The following is a 15,294-nucleotide window of genomic DNA, read 5'->3' on the forward strand; positions in this document are numbered from 1 at the left end:
CGAAGGAGGCCGCGCGCGATGAGTCCCTTCACCGGTTCCGCAGCACGCACCCCGAAGTGGCAGCACCTCCGCCTCACCACGGACGACAGCGGCGTCGCCACCGTCACCCTGGCCCGCCCCGACAAGCTCAACGCGCTCACCTTCGGCGCCTACGCCGACCTGCGCGACCTGCTCGCCGAGCTCTCCCGGGAGAAGTCCGTGCGCGCCCTCGTGCTCGCGGGGGAGGGGCGCGGCTTCTGCTCCGGCGGCGACGTCGACGAGATCATCGGCGCCACCCTCGCCATGGACACCTCCCAGCTCCTCGACTTCAACCGCATGACCGGTCAGGTCGTCCGCGCCCTGCGCGAGTGCCCGTTCCCGGTGATCGCCGCGCTGCACGGCGTGGCCGCCGGCGCCGGGGCCGTGCTCGCGCTCGCCGCCGACTTCCGGATCGCCGACCCGACGGCCCGGTTCGCGTTCCTCTTCACCCGCGTCGGCCTCTCCGGCGGCGACATGGGCGCCGCCTATCTGCTGCCTCGCGTCGTCGGCCTCGGGCACGCCACCCGGCTGCTCATGCTCGGCGACACGGTGCGCGCCGCCGAGGCCGAACGCATCGGCCTGATCAGCGAGTTGACCGAGGAGGGCGGCGACGACGAGCGCGCCCAGGAGCTCGCCCGGCACCTCGCCGAGGGCCCCGCCCTCGCGTACGCGCAGACCAAGGCGCTGCTCACCGCCGAGCTCGACATGCCGCTCGCCGCCGCCGTCGAGATGGACGCGGCCACCCAGGCGCACCTGATGAACGGCGCGGACTACGCCGAGTTCCACGCCGCGTTCACCGCGAAGCGCGCACCGAAGTGGCAGGGCCGATGACCCCGCCGGCGCGCCCCGAGGGCCCGCTCAAGGTCGCCGTCGTCGGCGGCGGGCCCGGCGGGCTCTACGCGGCGGCGCTGCTCAAACGCCTCGACCCCGCCCGCGAGATCACCCTGTGGGAGCGCAACACCCCCGACGACACCTTCGGCTTCGGCGTCGTCCTCTCCGACGAGACCCTCGGCGGCATCGAGCACGCCGACCCGGCCGTGTACGCCGCGCTGCAGGCCGAGTTCGTGCGCTGGGACGACATCGACATCGTGCACCGCGGCCGCACCCACACCTCCGGCGGCCACGGCTTCGCCGCGCTCGGCCGCCGCCGGCTGCTGCAGATCCTGCACGCCCGCTGCCGCGAACTCGGCGTCGACCTCCGCTTCGCCACCGAGGCCCCGCCCGCCGCCGCCCTCACGCGGACGTACGACCTGGTCGTCGCCGCCGACGGGGTGCACAGCGCGACCCGGGCCGCGCACGCCGACGTGTTCCGCCCGCGGATCGAGGCACACCGCTGCCGCTACATCTGGCTCGCCGCCGACTTCGCCTTCGACGCGTTCCGCTTCGAGATCGCCGAGACCGAGCACGGCGTGATGCAGCTGCACGGCTACCCGTACGAGGCGAACGCCTCCACCGTCATCGTCGAGATGCGCGAAGAGGTCTGGCGTGCCGCCGGGTTCGACCAGCTCGGCGAGGCCGAGTCCGTGGAGCGGTGCGCGAAGTTCTTCGCCGACGCCCTCGACGGCCGCCCCCTGCGCTCCAACAAGTCCGCCTGGACCACGTTCCGCACCGTCGTCAACGACCGCTGGTCGCACGGCAGTTGCGTGCTCCTCGGGGACGCCGCCCACACCGCGCACTTCTCCATCGGCTCCGGCACCAAACTCGCCGTCGAGGACGCGCTCGCCCTCGCCGCGTGCATCGAGGAGCAGCCCACGCTGCCCGAGGCCCTCGCCGCGTACGAGGCCGAGCGGCGCCCCGTGGTCGCCTCCACGCAGCGGGCGGCGCGCGCCAGCCTGGAGTGGTTCGAGGACCTCGCCCGGTACGTCGACCAGCCGCCGCGCCGGTTCGCTTTCAACCTGCTCACCCGGAGCCGCCGGGTCACGCACGACAACCTGCGGCTGCGCGACGCCGACTTCACGCGGGCGGTCGAGGAGGAGTTCGGCTGCCCGCCCGGCACCCCGCCGATGTTCACGCCGTTCCGGCTGCGGGAGTTGGAGCTGCGCAACCGCGTCGTCGTCTCGCCGATGGACATGTACTCCGCGACCGACGGCGTGCCCGGCGACTTCCACCTCGTCCACCTCGGCTCCCGCGCCCTCGGCGGCGCCGGGCTCGTCATGACCGAGATGGTCTGCGTCAGCCCCGAGGGCCGCATCACGCCGGGCTGCGCGGGCCTGTGGAGCGACGAACAGGCCGACGCCTGGCGCCGCATCACCGGCTTCGTGCACACGCAGGCGCCCGGTACGGCCCTCGGCCTGCAGCTCGGGCACAGCGGCCGCAAGGGCTCCACCAAGCTGATGTGGGAAGGCATCGACGACCCGCTCGACGCGGGCAACTGGCCGCTCGTCGCCCCGTCCCCGCTGCCGTACAAGCCGGGCGTCAGCCAGGTGCCGCGCGAGTTGGACGCCGCCGAACTGCCGCTGATCCGGGAGCAGTTCACGCAGGCCGCCCGGCGCGCCGCCGACGCGGGCTTCGACCTGCTCGAACTGCACTGCGCCCACGGCTACCTGCTGTCGAGCTTCCTCTCCCCGCTCACCAACCGCCGCACCGACGCGTACGGCGGCTCCCTGGAGAACCGGCTGCGCTTCCCCCTCGAAGTCTTCGACGCCGTACGGGAGGTGTGGCCGCCGGAGCGCCCCATGACCGTGCGGATCTCGGCCACCGACTGGGCCGAGGGCGGCACGACGGGCGACGACGCCGTGGCGATCGCCCGCGCCTTCGCCGCCCACGGCGCGGACGCGGTCGACGTCTCCACCGGCCAGGTCGTCGCCGACGAGCAGCCCGCGTACGGCCGCTCGTACCAGACCCCGTACGCCGACCGCATCCGCGCCGAGGCCGGGGTCCCGGTGATCGCCGTCGGCGCGATCTCGTCCTGGGACGACGTCAACTCCCTGATCCTGGCGGGCCGTACGGACCTGTGCGCCCTCGCCCGCCCGCACCTCTACGACCCGCACTGGACCCTGCACGCGGCCGCCGAACAGGGCTACACCGGGCCCGGAGCACCGTGGCCCGCCCCGTACCGCGCGGGCAGCCGCCGCCCGCAGACCGGCCGCACCGACGCCCCGAAACCCCGCCTCAGCCTCGACTGAAACGCCCCCGGAACCCCCCGACTGCCGCCGCGACCAGGCAGGTTACAGTCGTCTGGCCTTTTTGTAATGAGCACAACAACATGGGGGAACGGTCGTATGCGTACGAAGACCACAGCACGGGCGATCGCGGCGGCGGCGGTCCTGACGCTCGCCCTGACCGCGTGCAACGACGAGGACCCGATGGGCGCGCCCACCGCGCCGGCCGACGCGTCGTCCACCACCGGCGGGTCCACCACCGGCGGGAGCACGGCGGGCGGCGCGGGCGAGGCCGGTGACGCGGGCGCCGCCGAGGACGACGGGCTCGGCCAGGCGCTCGGCGCGGACGAGGCCGCCGACGCGACGTTCGAGGACGACGGCGAGTCCACGCAGCTGGAGATCAAGCCGGAGAAGGCCGTCAAGGGCTCCTGGGCCGACTTCGAGGGCTTCGACCTGAAGGGCGTCGAGACCAAGGGCACCGTCCCGTACTACGTGACCATGGCCTTCACCTCGAAGGGCGGCGCCGAACCGTGGATCCCGACCTGGGGCAACGAGGACGAGGCGCTGGTCGGCCCGGGGGAGCCCGCGCAGGGCATCAACATGCTGGACGACTTCGCGAAGTGCCCCGGCGTGGACAAGAACGTGCCGTCCGGCAAGTTCAAGAAGGGCACCACGGACCGGCCCTGCGACATCTACGTCGTCCCCGAGGGCAAGCCGCTCTACATCCGCTGGGGCGCCGACATCGAGGGCCAGAAGCCGCTGGTGTGGAAGGTCGTCGGCTGAGCCGCGGCTGAACCCGGGAGAGCGGGGCCCGCCCGGCCTCCGCTCAACTCCCCACGCTCTCCCGCGCGTTGCAGAACGCCGCGCCCGCCTCCCGCAGCCGCGCGTCCAGAGCCGCGAACACCCGGGCCGAACGCTCGCCCGGCCAGTCGGACGGCAACAGCTCCGCGGGCAGCCCCGGGTCGGCGTACGGCAGGTGCCGCCAGCTGTCGAGGGCGAGCAGATAGTCGCGGTACGCCGCCTCCGGCGGGGTGTCCGGGCGGGACTCCCAGGCACGCAGCACCGGCTCGTGCGCGGCGAGGAACCGTTCGTGCTGCTCGGCGAGGGCCGTCAGGTCCCACCAGCGCGCCACCGCGTCGGCCGTCGCCGCGAACCCGAGGTGCTCCCCGCGGAACAGGTCCACGTACGCGGCGAGTTGGAGCCGCTCCAGGGTGTGCCGGGTCTCCTCGTACAGCCGGGCCGGGGCGATCCACACGCCGGGGGCGGCCGTGCCGAAGCCGAGGCCGGTGAGCCGGGAGCGCAGCACGTGCCGCTTCTGCCGCTCCGACTCCGGCACCGAGAACACCGCGAGCACCCAGCCGGACTCGCGCCGCGGCTGCCCGTGGGCGTAGATCCGCCGGTCGCCGTCGTCCAGGAGCTGGCGGGCGTCCGCGGACAGCGCGTACCCGGCGGCGCCGTCGGCCGTGCGCTCCGGCACGAGCAGGCCGCGCCGCTTCAGCCGGGACACGGCGGAGCGCACGGACGGCGCGTCCACGCCGACCGCGCCGAGCAGCCGGATCAGTTCGGCCACGGGCACGGGACCCGGCGTGCGACGGCCGTACGCGCCGTAGTACGTGACGATCAGGGACCGCGGAGTGTGCAGCTCTGCCACGGTGATCACTCTAGAACCCGCCGCCGCGGCCGAGTTCAGGGCGTCCGGAGGCGGAAGCGCTGCAGCTTGCCGGTGGGCGTGCGCGGCAGCGAGTCCGGGAACACGATCTCGCGCGGGCACTTGTACGGCACCAGCTCCGCCTTCACGAAGTCCCGCAGCAGCGCGACCGTCGCCTCCGTGCGCGGCACCCCGTCGCGCAGCACCACATGGGCGACGACGCTCTGCCCGCGCAGCTCGTCCGGGCGGCCCACCACCGCGGCCTCCACGACGTCCGGGTGGCGAAGCAGCGCGTCCTCGACCTCGGGCCCGGCGATGTTGTACCCGGCCGAGATGATCATGTCGTCGGCGCGGGCCACGTACCGGAAGTAGCCGTCCGGCTCGCGGACGTACGTGTCCCCGGTGAGGTTCCAGCCGCCCCGTACGTACTCCTGCTGTCGCGGGTCGGCGAGATAGCGGCAGCCGACCGGGCCGCGCACCGCGAGCAGGCCGGGCTCGCCGTCGGGCACCGGCTCCCCGGCGCCGTCGACGACCCGCGCCTGCCAGCCGGGCACGGGCAGGCCGGTGCGGCCGGGGCGGATCGCGTCGTCGGCGGCGGAGATGAAGATGTGCAGCAGCTCGGTGGCGCCGATGCCGTTGATGATCCGCAGACCGGTCCGCTCCCGCCACGCCTCCCAGGTGGCCTCCGGCAGGTTCTCGCCCGCCGAGACGCAGCGCCGCAGCGAGGAGATGTCGTAGTTGTCGACCTCGTCGAGGATCGCGCGGTACGCGGTCGGCGCGGTGAACAGGACGGACACGCGGTGCTCGGCGATCGCGGGCAACAGCTGCTTGGGGCCCGCCTGTTCGAGCAGCAGCGCCGACGCGCCGGCCCGCAGCGGAAACACCACGAGACCGCCGAGCCCGAACGTGAAACCGAGCGGCGGGCTGCCCGCGAACACGTCGTCGGGGGTGGGCCGCAGCACGTGCCGCGAGAAGGTGTCGGCGATCGCGAGCACGTCCCGGTGGAAGTGCATGCAGCCCTTGGGGCGGCCGGTCGTGCCGCTGGTGAACGCGATCAGCGCCACGTCGTCCGCGGCCGTGTCCACCGCGGTGAACCCGGGCTCCTGCCGGGCCGCCCGCCGCACCAGGTCGTCCGGGCCGTCACCACCGAACGGCGTGATCCGCAACCCGGGGGCCGAGGCCCTGGCCAGGTCGTCCACGTGCCGGGCGTCGCACAGCGCGTGCTCGACCCGGGCGATCTCGCAGACCGTGGCCAGCTCCCCGGCCCGCTGCTGCGCCAGCACGGTCACGGCGACCGCGCCCGCCTTCAGGACGGCCAGCCAGCACGCCGCCAGCCAGGGCGTGGTCGGCCCGCGCAGCAGCACCCGGTTGCCGGGCACGACGCCGAGCTCGTCGGTGAGCACCCGCGCGATCCGGTCGACCCGGTCCTGCAGCCCGCCGTACGACCACACCTCGCCGTTCGGGGTGCGGAACGCGGGGCGGTCCGGGCCCAGGCGGTCCACGGTGCGGTCCAGGAGTTCGGTGGCGCTGTTCAGCCGCTGCGGGTACCGCAGCTCGGGCAGTTCGAAGTCCAGGTGCGGCCACTGGTCGTGCGGTGGAAGGTGGTCGCGGGGGAAGGTGTCGGCGTGGGCCGAGGTTGTCAGCTCCATCGTTCGCCCCTCAGAAGTGCCCCGGAAAGTGCCGAGGACGTGGTGGCGTCGCTCATCGAGCGTATCGTGTTGGTGACGACAGTCAACGCATCGCGATAACTCCGCCGCAAGGAGGCGTGCCGGTGTCAGAATTCGCGCTCGACCCGAAGGAACTCCAGTGGTGTGCGGAGCTGCGCACCCTGGCCGCCGAGCGTCTGCGCCCGCTGGCCGACCACGGGGAGGCGGGCCGCATCAACCGCCCGCTGGTCCGCGCCCTCGGCGAACTCGGGCTCCTGGAACGGCTGTTCAGCTCCGGCTCGCTCGAACTCTGCCTGATGCGCGAGTCCCTCGCGTACGGCTGCACGGAGGCGGAGACCGCGCTCGCCCTGCAGGGCCTCGGCGCCCACCCGGTGCACGCACACGGCACGCCCGCCCAGCGCGCCCGCTGGTTGCCGCAGGTCGAGGAGGGCAGCGCGGTCGCCGCGTTCGCGCTGAGCGAGCCGGACGCGGGCTCCGACGCGGCGGCGCTGACGCTGGCGGCGGAACGGGACCCCGGGCGGGCCCCCGGGCAGGGCGACGGCTGGCGGCTGACCGGCGAGAAGTGCTGGATCTCCAACGCCCCCGAGGCCGACTTCTACACCGTCTTCGCCCGCACCACCCCCGGCGCGGGCGCCCGCGGCGTCTCCGCGTTCCTCGTCCCCGCGGACCGCCCCGGCCTCACCGGCACCCCGCTCGACATGATCTCCCCGCACCCCATCGGCGTCCTCGCCTTCGACGGGGTGCCCGTCACCCGGGACGACCTGATCGGGGAGGTCGACCGCGGCTTCCGCGTCGCGATGGGCACGCTCAACCTGTTCCGGCCGAGCGTCGGCGCGTTCGCGGTGGGCATGGCACAGGCGGCGCTCGACGCGACCCTCGCGCACACCGCCCGACGCCGGGCGTTCGGCGGCCAGTTGAAGGACCTCCAGGCCGTCGCCCACCAGGTCGCCGAGCTGGCCACCCGCACCGAGGCCGCGCGCCTCCTCGTGTACGCGGCCGCCGCGGCGTACGACCGGGGCGAACGGGACGTGCCGCGCCGGGCGGCCATGGCGAAACTCCTCGCCACGGAGACCGCACAGCAGGTCGTCGACGCGGCCGTGCAACTCCACGGCGCCCGCGCCCTGCAACGCGGCCACCTGCTCGAACACCTCTACCGCGAGGTCCGCGCACCCCGCATCTACGAGGGCGCCACCGAGGTCCAGCGCACCATCATCGCCAAGGAGCTGTACGCGCAGCTCGCAGAGGAGGCCGCCGAGTGAGCCTGGAACGCGTCAACCCCGCCGAGCTGTCCCCGCCCACCGGGTTCTCGCACGCCGTCACCGCGACCGGCTCCCGCCTGGTCTTCCTCGCCGGGCAGACCGCCCTCGACGCCGACGGCAAACCGGTCCCCGGGCCGCTGCCCGAGCAGTTCGAGCGGGCCCTCGGCAATCTGCTGACCGCCCTCCGCGCGGCCGGCGGCACCCCCGCCGACCTGGCCCGCCTCACGGTCTACGCCACGGACGTCGCGGACTACCGCGCGCATGCCCGTGAACTCGGCCGCATCTGGCGCGAGTCGGCCGGCCGCGACTATCCGGCGATGGCCGTCATCGGCGCGGTGCGGTTGTGGGACGAGGAGTGCCTGGTGGAACTGGAGGGGGTTGCGGTGCTGGAGTAGGCCCCGGCGGTACTGGTTCGTCTGCGGCGCCGCTGTGGCTGGTCGCGCAGTTCCCCGCGCCCCTAAAAGGGGCGCACCTGGCTGTGGGCAGGCGTTCCGCAGGGCGGAACGGGTGGGCACAGCGCCACCGCGGCGGGAAAGCCGACGACGCACCCCGGAAGCCCCTCCGGCGTTTGAGGAGCCGGGGGGCCGGGGGCGGAGCCCCCTGGGGGTGCAGACGTAGGGGGTGCGGGGACGACAACCCCGCACCCCCCCGGCGCACACCTACACCCGCTGCCAGAGCGACGGCGCAACCGGCGGCTCCCAGCCCGCCTGCGCCTGGTGCGCCTGGAGGCACCGGTACGACGCACCGTCGTACGTCACCGTGTCCCCCGCCTCGTACACCCCACCGGTGGCCCACGTCGTGTCACCGGGCTCGCCCGGCTCACCGGGGTCCGCGCCGCCGGCGGTCTTCAGCGTCAGCCCGTACGTCTGGAGCAGCGGGTTGATCGGCTGGTGGAACGTCGTCCCGCCCGAGCTGCAGTTGCCCGAGCCGCCGGACGTCACGCCCTGCGCCTGGCTGCCGGAGATGTACGAGCCCCCGGAGTCGCCCGGCTCGGCGCACACCGACGTCCGCGTGACCCCGCTGATCGTGCCCTCGGGGTACGTGACGCTGGTGTTGTGCTGCTGGATCGTGCCGCAGTGCCAGCCGGTCGTGGAACCGGAACGGCAGACGGAGGCGCCGACCGGCTGCTGCGTCGACCCCGTGACCTGCACGTTCGCCCCGCCCTGCCCCTTCACGTACGGCGTGGACGTCCACTGCGCGTTGACCGCCACCCACGCCATGTCCCGGCCGGGGAACGTGGACGCCTGGAACGTGCCCTGCGCGACCTGGTTCCAGCCGCTGGTCGTCGTGCCCGCGCGGCCGCAGTGTCCGGCGGTGGCGAAGCCCTGCTGCGTGCCCTTGGTGACGGGGAAGCCGACCGAGCAGCGCCCGCTGCCGTTCATGTAGTACGCGTCGCCGCCCCGCAGGTCGTACAGCGCACGCGGCCGCTGCGAGGTCGCGTCGACTCGCGCCACCGCCCGGTCCACCTTCGCCGCCGACAGCAGCTTCTCCCCGGCACGGGCCGAGATCGCCTGTACGACAACGGAGTTGCTGCGCACGTCCACGTACCAGACCGGCGCGTCCCGGGTGTCCGTCGTACGCGCCGCCCGGTCGAGGCGGGCCTTCGCCGCGTCGAGTTCGCCGAGCGTGTGCCGGACGACCTCGGCCCGCGCGCCCCGGGCGGTGATGGCGCGTACGTCGGCCGGGTCGGTGGTCGCCACGGTGAGGCGGCCGGAGTCGGCGCCGGACACCCACGCGCCCGCGAAGTCCTCGCCGAGCGCGGCCTGCAGGCGGCCCGAAGTCGCCCCCGCCCGGGCCTCGTTGACGAGCCGCTGCTCGGCCTGCGCGCGGGTCAGGCCGAGGTCGCGGCCCATCGCGTCGAGCACGGCGGGGGAGGTGCGGTCGACGCGCAGGGTCTCGGCGGCGGACGGGGCCGCCGCGGCGGGGTCGGGGTGAGCGGTGGCCTGGCCGGCGAGGGCCAGCGCGCCGACCGTGGCGAGCGCGGCGCACACGGCCGTGGCATGTCTGCGGAGCATGGGGGACTCTCCTCGGAATCGGTGGGGGAGGTGCCGACACCGTAGGAGCCGCCAACGGGCCGCGGGCAGCTGTCAGTTGACCCTCTGCCCGGCGTTATGCCCCCGGTTCGGGCCGTCCGGGCGGGTCAGCCAGGACGTGTAGCTGTCGCTGCGCGCGGCCGCCGTGGCGTGCGCGGCGCAGGCCTGCGTGAACACCGACGAGGCGAGCTGCGCGGGCTGCGCCGTCGGATGCCAGCCGAGCAGATGCCGCCAGGTCAGCGGCGTACCGGCGAGCGGCCGCGTGACCATCCCCGGCGTCGTCGGGAACGTCGCCCGGCACAGCCCCACGGCCCGCCCGACCTGCACCAGGTGCACGCACGACGCGGTGTCCGTCTCGTACACCCCGGCCGGGGTGAAGCCGGCGCGGGCGCAGGCGGCGGCGAAACAGTCCGCGAAGCAGCCGTCGCCCGGCACGTCCGTCCAGAACTCCCCGGACAGCTCGGCGAGTTGAACCTCGGCACGCCCCGCGAGCGGATGGCTGTCGGCGAGCATCACGAACACCGGGTCGACGGCCACCTCCCGCCACACCAGCGTCCCGCTCCCCGGCGGCGCGGCCGTCCCGCACGCCCCGACCAGCGCGAAGTCGAGCCGCCCCGCGACCACGCACTCGGCGATCTCCCGCTCCGACCAGGACGTACGCGTGGACACGCGAAGTCCGGGCGCCGAGTCGGCGAGCCGGTCGACGAGGCCGCCGAGCAGCGGGCCGTGCGTGCCGCCGACGGTCAGCTCGCCCCGGCGGTCCCAGGTGCGGGCGAACCGTACGGCCTCCTGCTGCAGGTCGCTCACGGCGGGCAGCACGATCCGGGCCCGCGCAAGCACCAGCTCGCCGAGCGCGGTCGCCCGCACGCCCTGCCGTCCGCGCTCGAACAGCGGCCCGCCCAGGGCCCGTTCGATCCGCTTCAGCTGCGTGCTGAGCGCGGGCTGGGCGAGCCCGAGCGCGGTGGCGGCCCGGGTGAGGCTGCCCGCGTCGGCGATGGCCCGGATCGTCTTGAGGTGACGCAACTCCAGCTCCATGAGGGGAGCTTGCGGGCAGCCGGCCAAGGAGGCAAGAGTCTGGTCCAGACCAGCGGAGGCGGGCGGGGCGCACACGCGGGCACCGGACGAGGGGCGGGGACGCATCGGCGTACGCCCCCGCCCCTCGGGTCGCGCGGCTACTGGACGCACACCGAGTCGCCCCAACTGCGCGCGAACGACGCGAGTTGACTCCGCGTCACCCACACCAGCTCGTTGTGCTTGCTGCTGGAGTCGGCGACCTGGTACTTCCCGGACTTCGCGCTGTGGTCGAGCAGCGCGATCCAGTGCAGCGTCGACCCGGTCGAGCGGCCGTTCCAGCGGGCGCACACCGCGAGGTCGCCGCCCAGCATCGACACCCCGCCCGCGCGCACCGCCGCCAGCGCGTCGTCGAAGCCGCCGGTCCTGGCCTGCTCCACGCCGAGCCGCCGGAACCCGGCGACGAGCCCGACCTCGTCCCGGATCTGCCCGGTGCCACGCGTGTTGTTCGTCATGCCGAGCACGGTCCGGCGGGCGTGGTCGATGGCGGCCCCGCGGTGCGCGACGTCCGTCCACCTGCCGGGCTTGCGGCCCATCCGCAGCTGCAGCGCGACGAACGCGGCGGGCCCGCAGTCGTACGCCCAGGTCGCGAGCCCGCTCCCGGACTGCGCCACCAGCACGGCCGGGCCCTTCTGGAACCCGCCGCCGGGCTTCCGCGGCGGCCTGAACAGGTACGTCCACGTGGTGTAGGTGACGGTCCCGGACGCGTCGAGCTTGCACCTGGACTGGTGCTTCTCGACGCTCGACTGCGTGAGCGGACCGAAGTCCCCGTCGACGGCCATCGCGTACCCGAGGTCCACGAGCAGGGTCTGCACAGCGCGGACCGTATGGCGGTTGCCCCAGCCCCGCTCGGCGGCGACCTTGCCGTTGTCCAGCATCTTCTTCATGGTGAGCGGCCCGGCCCAGCCGTCCTTCACGAGTCCGCGCGCACCCTGGAACTTCGCCACGGCCCGCTCGGTCAGCGGCCCGTAGTCCCCATCGGCCGAGGTCTGGTGGCCGTACGCGGTCAACAGGTGCTGCAGCGCGACCACATCGGCGCCGCCCGTGCCGGGCTTCAGGTCGACCTCGCGCGGGGCCGGGGCCGCGGCGCCGGTCGGGCCGCCGAACGCCTGCGTGCCGGCGACCCCGACGGCGGCGACGCCCGCACCGGCGGCGAGGGTTCTCAGGACAGTGCGTCGAGTGGGCATGGGAGGTCCTTTCTCCGATGAGTGGGGGGTACCGCCAGGACTCGGCCGTACGACCTGTGCGCGGCGCGGCCTGCCGTCGACCCTAGGCAGCCAACGCCCCTTGTGGCGCTACGACTTGGACCGATTCTCGGGCGGCCGGGACCTAGGCCCCGGCCCGCCGGACGGACTTCCGCGGTGCCCCGCCGAGTCGGCACGGTTCGGGATATCGTCGATGCCCCGCTGCGGCGCGACGCCAGTCACCGGAGGGTCGGCTTGGAGACGGTACTGCCAGAGACGGTCAGAGGGGCCCTGCGCCTGGCCGACCGCCAGTTGCGGATGCTGGCGCCGGACGACGTCAGCGAGATGTGCGCGGCCGTCCGCCGCGCCGCCATGGCCATCGCCCCCGTCGAGACGTTCTACGTGGGCCTCTACCAGGGCGACAACACGCTGGTCCTGCCGTACGTCTACAGCGACGGCGAGCTGCTCGCCGCCGACACCTCCCGGTTCGGCCGGGACGGGGTGTCGTACTGGATCAGGGCGCGGGCCGCGCCGTACCGCTACGCGCAGGACAACGGGCGGCGCTGCCATGTCGGGGCGCCGATGGGGGACGGCTCGCTGAGCCGGGACGCGGTCGCCGTGCCGATGTTCGGGCCCGACGGCGACACGGTGATCGGCATGGTCAACACCCAGTCACCCAGGGCGGACGTCTTCGACGACACCTTCGTCGTCGCCCTCGCATGGCTCGCCCAGGCCCTTGCGCTGTCCCTCGACGACGGCGCCCGCTCGGCGGCGCGCGAACGGCTCTACCGGGACTTCCCCGAACTCGACCACAGCCGCCTCGACTTCCCCGTGGACATGCTGCACACGGCGACCGACCGGCTGGACGAGGTCGCGCGCTGCCTGGACACCCTGCAGTCCCGCGCGGCGCTGCTCGACACGGCCCAACTGCGGCAGGAGCTGGGCCGGATCAAGGACCAGTGCCGGCTCGTCGGCACCGAACTGGCGATGATGGTGCTGAAGCCCGCCGCCCCGCCGCCCGACCGCACGGACCTCGGCGCGCTCACCGCCCGGGAGCGGGAGATCGCCGACCTGATCGCCCGCGAGTCGATGACCAACGCGATGATCGGCCGGCGCCTGTTCATCTCGGAGAAGACCGTCAAGGCCCATGTGAGCAGCATCCTGCGGAAGTTGGGCATCCGGCAGCGCTCCGAGCTGGTGTGGTGCCTGGGCGGCAGGACGGCCGACCGGCAGCCGTGACGCTCTGCACGCACGCGTTCGGGTGGGCACCCCCTGCGGGGCGCCCACCCGAATCGTCTACCGCTGCGGGACGGGTCAGCCCACGTCCCAGCACGTCTTCTCAAAGTCGTGCACCATGACGCTGCCGGCCTTGACGTGCGTGCCGTTCGCCGAGCAGCCTTCCACGTCGCTGCCGTGGGCGGACGCCGGGCCTGCGGCGAAGAAGCCGACCGCCATCAGACCGGCCAGTGCGATTGAGATGCGCCGAAGCATGCGTTTCTCCTTCGAGTGGGGACTTGCTTCGACCTTTCATCAGCCGCGGTCGCCCCGCACGTCGGGCGGTCCGACCGGGTGGGACGGGCCGGGCCGCCCCAGCGGTCCCACCCGCACGAGCCGGCCGGACCGTCGTCGGTCAGATGTCCCGGAACGTCTCGATCTGGGCGCCCACGGAGTTGAGCCGCTCCGCGAGGTCCTCGTAGCCGCGGTTGATGACGTACACGTTGCGCAGCACCGACGTGCCCTCCGCCGCCATCATCGCGAGCAGCACGACCACGGCCGGGCGCAGGGCCGGCGGGCACATCATCTCGGCGGCCCGCCAGCGGGTCGGGCCCTCCACCAACACCCGGTGCGGGTCGAGGAGTTGGAGGCGGCCGCCGAGGCGGTTGAGGTCGGTGAGGTAGATCGCGCGGTTGTCGTACACCCAGTCGTGGATGAGGGTCTTGCCCTGGGCGACGGCCGCGATGGCCGCGAAGAACGGCACGTTGTCGATGTTCAGGCCCGGGAACGGCATCGGGTGGATCTTGTCGATCGGCGCCTCCAGCTTGGAGGGGCGCACGGTCAGGTCCACCAGGCGGGTGCGGCCGTTGTCGGCGGGGTACTCCGCGGAGCGGTCGGAGTGCAGGCCCATCTCCTCCAGGACCGCCAGCTCGATCTCCATGAACTCGATCGGCACACGCCGGATGGTGAGTTCGGACTCGGTGACGACGGCCGCGGCGAGCAGGCTCATCGCCTCGACCGGGTCCTCCGACGGCGAGTAGTCCACGTCCACGTCGATGGTCGGTACGCCGTGCACGGTCAGCGTCGTCGTGCCGACCCCGTCGACCTTGACGCCGAGCGCCTCCAGGAAGAAGCACAGGTCCTGGACCATGTAGTTGGACGAGGCGTTGCGGATGACGGTGACGCCGTCGTGCCGGGCCGCGGCGAGCAGCGCGTTCTCCGTCACGGTGTCGCCCCGCTCGGTCAGCACGATCGGGCGGTCGGGGGAGCTGCGCTCGACCTCGGCGTGGTAGATGCCCTCGGTCGCGGTGACTTCGAGGCCGAAGCGGCGCAGCGCGATCATGTGCGGCTCGACGGTGCGGGTGCCGAGGTCGCAGCCGCCCGCGTACGGCAGCTTGAAGCGGTCCATGCGGTGCAGGAGCGGGCCGAGGAACATGATGATCGAGCGGGTGCGGCGGGCCGCCTCCGCGTCGATCGCGTCCAGGTCGAGCGTGGCGGGCGGCACGATCTCCAGGTCGACGCCCTCGTTGATCCACCGGGTGCGCACGCCGATGGAGTTCAGGACCTCCAGGATCCGGAAGACCTCCTCGATCCGTGCGACCCGGCGCAGCACCGTACGGCCCTTGTTGAGCAGCGAGGCGCAGAGCAGCGCGACGCAGGCGTTCTTGCTCGTCTTCACGTCGATGGAGCCGGAGAGCCGGCGGCCGCCGACGACGCGCAGATGCATCGGGCCGGCGTAGCCCAGAGAGACGATTTCGCTGTCGAGTGCTTCACCGATTCGAGCGATCATCTCAAGGCTGATGTTTTGGTTGCCGCGTTCGATGCGGTTCACAGCGCTCTGGCTGGTACCGAGTGCCTCGGCGAGCTGGGACTGTGTCCAGCCCCGGTGTTGACGGGCGTCACGGATGAGCTTGCCGATGCGTACGAGGTAGTCGTCTGCCATGGCGCGACCGTATATCGGATGTGAGATAAAAGAGAAACGGAGCGCGTCCGTCCGGGTGGCATCGCGTGTCGCCTCGGTGGACGGACCCCTGACTGCGCGTCAGGCGACGAGGGCCGCCCGCCCCCGAGGTTCAGAGGCTGTGGGCCACCGGGTGCG

General features: G+C 73.5%; 13 protein-coding genes. 6 read left to right on the top strand and 7 right to left on the bottom strand.

The annotated features are described in order from the left end of the window. The first annotated feature begins 18 nt into the window (after positions 1-18). From ACIDOF_RS30535 to ACIDOF_RS30545, 3 genes are all read left to right on the top strand, one after another. Positions 19-849 (top strand): enoyl-CoA hydratase family protein, encoded by an 831-nt coding sequence (locus ACIDOF_RS30535; RefSeq protein WP_409009398.1) that lies wholly within the window; start codon positions 19-21, stop codon positions 847-849. Further along, a complete protein-coding gene (locus ACIDOF_RS30540) occupies positions 846-3,143 on the top strand; it encodes a bifunctional salicylyl-CoA 5-hydroxylase/oxidoreductase (RefSeq protein WP_409009399.1) in 2,298 nt (765 codons plus the stop codon). The genes ACIDOF_RS30535 and ACIDOF_RS30540 overlap by 4 nt, the downstream gene beginning before the upstream one ends. A 96-nt stretch (positions 3,144-3,239) precedes the next feature. Beyond that, a complete protein-coding gene (locus ACIDOF_RS30545; protein WP_409009400.1) occupies positions 3,240-3,902 on the top strand; it encodes a hypothetical protein in 663 nt (220 codons plus the stop codon). A gap of 43 nt (positions 3,903-3,945) precedes the next feature. Here the strand turns inward: ACIDOF_RS30545 and ACIDOF_RS30550 are convergent, their stop codons facing one another. Together ACIDOF_RS30550 and ACIDOF_RS30555 are read right to left on the bottom strand one after the other, a co-directional pair. Further along, positions 3,946-4,770 (bottom strand): PaaX family transcriptional regulator C-terminal domain-containing protein, encoded by an 825-nt coding sequence (locus tag ACIDOF_RS30550; protein WP_409009401.1) that lies wholly within the window; start codon positions 4,768-4,770, stop codon positions 3,946-3,948. Between the two features lie 35 nt (positions 4,771-4,805). Next, a complete protein-coding gene (locus tag ACIDOF_RS30555) occupies positions 4,806-6,416 on the bottom strand; it encodes an AMP-binding protein (RefSeq protein ID WP_409009402.1) in 1,611 nt (536 codons plus the stop codon). Positions 6,417-6,538: 122 nt separating this feature from the next. On the opposite strand from ACIDOF_RS30555, the gene ACIDOF_RS30560 reads away from it, so the two are divergent. Together ACIDOF_RS30560 and ACIDOF_RS30565 are read left to right on the top strand one after the other, a co-directional pair. Next, positions 6,539-7,693 carry an acyl-CoA dehydrogenase family protein gene (locus tag ACIDOF_RS30560; protein WP_409009403.1) on the top strand — a complete coding sequence of 385 codons (1,155 nt, stop codon included), beginning with the start codon at positions 6,539-6,541 and terminating at the stop codon, positions 7,691-7,693. Beyond that, the gene (locus ACIDOF_RS30565) at positions 7,690-8,088 is read left to right on the top strand and encodes a RidA family protein (RefSeq protein WP_409009404.1); all 399 of its coding nucleotides are present in this window, start codon (positions 7,690-7,692) and stop codon (positions 8,086-8,088) included. The genes ACIDOF_RS30560 and ACIDOF_RS30565 overlap by 4 nt, the downstream gene beginning before the upstream one ends. 264 nt (positions 8,089-8,352) lie before the next feature. On the opposite strand, the gene ACIDOF_RS30570 is transcribed toward ACIDOF_RS30565, so the two are convergent. The 3 genes from ACIDOF_RS30570 to ACIDOF_RS30580 all read right to left on the bottom strand — a co-directional run bounded on the left by ACIDOF_RS30570 (position 8,353) and on the right by ACIDOF_RS30580 (position 11,984). Then, positions 8,353-9,708 (bottom strand): alpha-lytic protease prodomain-containing protein, encoded by a 1,356-nt coding sequence (locus tag ACIDOF_RS30570; protein WP_409009405.1) that lies wholly within the window; start codon positions 9,706-9,708, stop codon positions 8,353-8,355. 72 nt (positions 9,709-9,780) lie between these two features. Continuing rightward, complete coding sequence (locus ACIDOF_RS30575) at positions 9,781-10,761, bottom strand: LysR family transcriptional regulator (RefSeq protein WP_409009406.1); 981 nt, start codon at positions 10,759-10,761, stop codon at positions 9,781-9,783. 137 nt (positions 10,762-10,898) lie between these two features. Next, complete coding sequence (locus tag ACIDOF_RS30580; protein ID WP_409009407.1) at positions 10,899-11,984, bottom strand: peptidoglycan-binding domain-containing protein; 1,086 nt, start codon at positions 11,982-11,984, stop codon at positions 10,899-10,901. A gap of 252 nt (positions 11,985-12,236) precedes the next feature. Between ACIDOF_RS30580 and ACIDOF_RS30585 the strand changes: the two genes are divergently transcribed. After that, positions 12,237-13,220: a LuxR C-terminal-related transcriptional regulator gene (locus tag ACIDOF_RS30585; protein ID WP_409009408.1), complete on the top strand. Its 984-nt coding sequence runs from the start codon at positions 12,237-12,239 to the stop codon at positions 13,218-13,220. A gap of 75 nt (positions 13,221-13,295) precedes the next feature. Here the strand turns inward: ACIDOF_RS30585 and ACIDOF_RS30590 are convergent, their stop codons facing one another. After that, positions 13,296-13,472, bottom strand: coding sequence for a hypothetical protein (locus tag ACIDOF_RS30590; RefSeq protein WP_409009409.1), 177 nt, complete (start codon positions 13,470-13,472; stop codon positions 13,296-13,298). A 139-nt stretch (positions 13,473-13,611) separates the two neighbouring features. Further along, on the bottom strand, positions 13,612-15,138 hold the full coding sequence (locus ACIDOF_RS30595; protein WP_409009410.1) for a helix-turn-helix domain-containing protein: 1,527 nt from the start codon (positions 15,136-15,138) through the stop codon (positions 13,612-13,614). Positions 15,139-15,294 lie beyond the last annotated feature (156 nt).

It is taken from the genome of Streptomyces sp. Da 82-17 (assembly GCF_046098215.1).
Taxonomy (GTDB): Bacteria; Actinomycetota; Actinomycetes; order Streptomycetales; family Streptomycetaceae; genus Streptomyces.

Coding starts and splice junctions, on each gene's coding strand:
- ACIDOF_RS30545 (WP_409009400.1), top strand. CDS start 3,240: ATGCGTACGAAGACCACAGCACGGGCGATCGCGGCGGCGGCGGTCCTG.
- ACIDOF_RS30595 (WP_409009410.1), bottom strand. CDS start 15,138: ATGGCAGACGACTACCTCGTACGCATCGGCAAGCTCATCCGTGACGCC.
- ACIDOF_RS30580 (WP_409009407.1), bottom strand. CDS start 11,984: ATGCCCACTCGACGCACTGTCCTGAGAACCCTCGCCGCCGGTGCGGGC.
- ACIDOF_RS30590 (WP_409009409.1), bottom strand. CDS start 13,472: ATGCTTCGGCGCATCTCAATCGCACTGGCCGGTCTGATGGCGGTCGGC.
- ACIDOF_RS30540 (WP_409009399.1), top strand. CDS start 846: ATGACCCCGCCGGCGCGCCCCGAGGGCCCGCTCAAGGTCGCCGTCGTC.
- ACIDOF_RS30555 (WP_409009402.1), bottom strand. CDS start 6,416: ATGGAGCTGACAACCTCGGCCCACGCCGACACCTTCCCCCGCGACCAC.
- ACIDOF_RS30575 (WP_409009406.1), bottom strand. CDS start 10,761: ATGGAGCTGGAGTTGCGTCACCTCAAGACGATCCGGGCCATCGCCGAC.
- ACIDOF_RS30535 (WP_409009398.1), top strand. CDS start 19: ATGAGTCCCTTCACCGGTTCCGCAGCACGCACCCCGAAGTGGCAGCAC.
- ACIDOF_RS30570 (WP_409009405.1), bottom strand. CDS start 9,708: ATGCTCCGCAGACATGCCACGGCCGTGTGCGCCGCGCTCGCCACGGTC.